This window comes from Burkholderia dolosa (assembly GCF_902499135.1).
GTDB classification, from domain to species: Bacteria; Pseudomonadota; Gammaproteobacteria; order Burkholderiales; family Burkholderiaceae; genus Burkholderia; species Burkholderia dolosa.
In genome coordinates this window covers 1-1,592 of record NZ_CABVPR010000141.1, presented here as the reverse complement: position 1 = coordinate 1,592, position 1,592 = coordinate 1, and the positions used below count along the sequence as shown (strand labels likewise).

At 68.6% G+C, this 1,592-nt stretch carries 2 protein-coding genes and 1 pseudogene; 1 reads left to right on the top strand and 2 read right to left on the bottom strand.

Going from position 1 to position 1,592, the window contains the following annotated elements; translation table 11 throughout:
• Both BUB20358_RS27885 and BUB20358_RS27880 read right to left on the bottom strand, forming a co-directional pair.
• Positions 1–411: pseudogene (locus BUB20358_RS27885) on the bottom strand (CHAD domain-containing protein); the annotation flags it as partial.
• Positions 412–536: 125 nt separating this feature from the next.
• Positions 537–920: a tautomerase family protein gene (locus BUB20358_RS27880; protein WP_006765473.1), complete on the bottom strand. Its 384-nt coding sequence runs from the start codon at positions 918–920 to the stop codon at positions 537–539.
• Between the two features lie 108 nt (positions 921–1,028).
• On the opposite strand from BUB20358_RS27880, the gene BUB20358_RS27875 reads away from it, so the two are divergent.
• Positions 1,029–1,592 (top strand): LysR family transcriptional regulator (locus BUB20358_RS27875; protein ID WP_174905182.1); only part of this gene is annotated, 564 nt, incomplete at its 3' end.

Below are 1,592 nucleotides of genomic sequence, written 5' to 3'. Positions count from 1 at the left end.
GGCCGGCGCGGCTTCGGCGTCGGGCGCCGGTGCGGCGGCTTCGCCGTCTGCCGCCGCCTCGCGTTCCGGCATCGCGACCGCGATCCCCGCATGCTCGGCGTCGAACAGCTCGCGCTGCGTGACGCCCGGCGCGAACGCGTGCGTGCGCGATGCCACGACGCGCCGTCCGTGCGCGGTCGACTCGATCCAGGTCCGCCAGTTGCCGGCCGCACCGGGCTCCGCCTCGTCGACCCGGCACGGCTCGATCGTCACGCGCTCGTGCCCGCGCCGCATCCGCACCTGCGGACAGATCCGCCATGCGCGCACCAGCTCCGCGCCGAAGTCGCGCTGCCCGCCGCGGGCGCGGCTCGCAGACCGGTCCGGCCAACCTTCGAGCGACAGACACAACACGATTTCCAGCACGCGCGACATGGAAGCTCCTGCACATGAAGAGGCGCCGGCGCATGGTGCGCGCCGGCGTCGGCTGCGAAGCAGCTTCCATAGTACACGGCACGTCGGCGCGCGGACCGCGGTCCGGCCCCGTGGCCCGGCACGCGTCAAACCATGTATTGCGCGATGCCGTTGCCGAACGACCAGTCTTCCTTCAGCACTTCGACGAGACTGATGAACACGTCCTGCGGGCGCACGCCCGGCTGCTGCGACAGGTTGTCCGCGATCGTCCGGTACAGCGCCTTTTTCTGCTCGAGCGTGCGCGTGTTGTTCGCGGTGATCTGGATCATCACCAGATCGTCGCTGCGCTCGATATCGAGGTAATGGCGGCCGAACACGAAGTTCTCGGCCGAATGCTCGGTGACGACCATGAAGATGTCGTCCTCCGGCACGTTGAACGTGTGCATCAGCGCGCGATGCACGCCGTCGACGAGCGCCGCACGGTAAGCGGCCGGTTTTCCTTCGCGCACTGCAATGCGGGTGAACGGCATGGTCTGCTCCTTTCGGTGACGTGGAAGAACGAAAACGCCACGTCAGGTTAGACGCACGAATCTATAATGAACATTCATCGCTACATATTTCATCCATTTACATCTGAAATGAAAGTGCTCGATCTCGATGCCGTCCGCGCGTTCGTGCTCGTGGCCGATCTCGCGAGCTTCACGCGTGCCGCCGACGCACTCGGCATCACGCAGTCGGCAGTCAGCCTGAAGCTGAAGCGGCTCGAGGCGCACGTCGGCAAGCCGCTGCTCGCGCGCACGCCGCGCGTCGTCAAACTCGCCGCCGACGGCGAAAACTTCCTGCCCGCCGCGCGTGCGCTGCTCGACGCGCACGACGCCGCGCTCGGCGCGATCTCGGCGGGCACGCACCGACTGTCGCTCGGCGTCAGCGAACACGTCGCGGTGCCGGACCTGCCGGCGCTGCTGACGAGCCTGCACCGGCAGGATCCGGGGCTGTCGCTCGAAATGCATCTGGGCATGTCCGCGAACCTGCTCGCGCAATACGACGAACGCCGGCTCGATGCGGCGATCGTCCGGCACGAGCCGGGCGAGGACCCGCCGCGCGACGACGGCACGCTGCTGTTCGACGAACCGCTCGCCTGGCTCGCCGCACCGGACTGGGCGCCGCGCGCGGGCGAGCCGCTGCCGCTCGCGGTGCTCGCC

What these genes read in the sequence shown, in the direction of transcription:
- BUB20358_RS27880 (WP_006765473.1), bottom strand. Translation starts at nt 920, where the DNA reads ATGCCGTTCACCCGCATTGCAGTGCGCGAAGGAAAACCGGCCGCTTAC.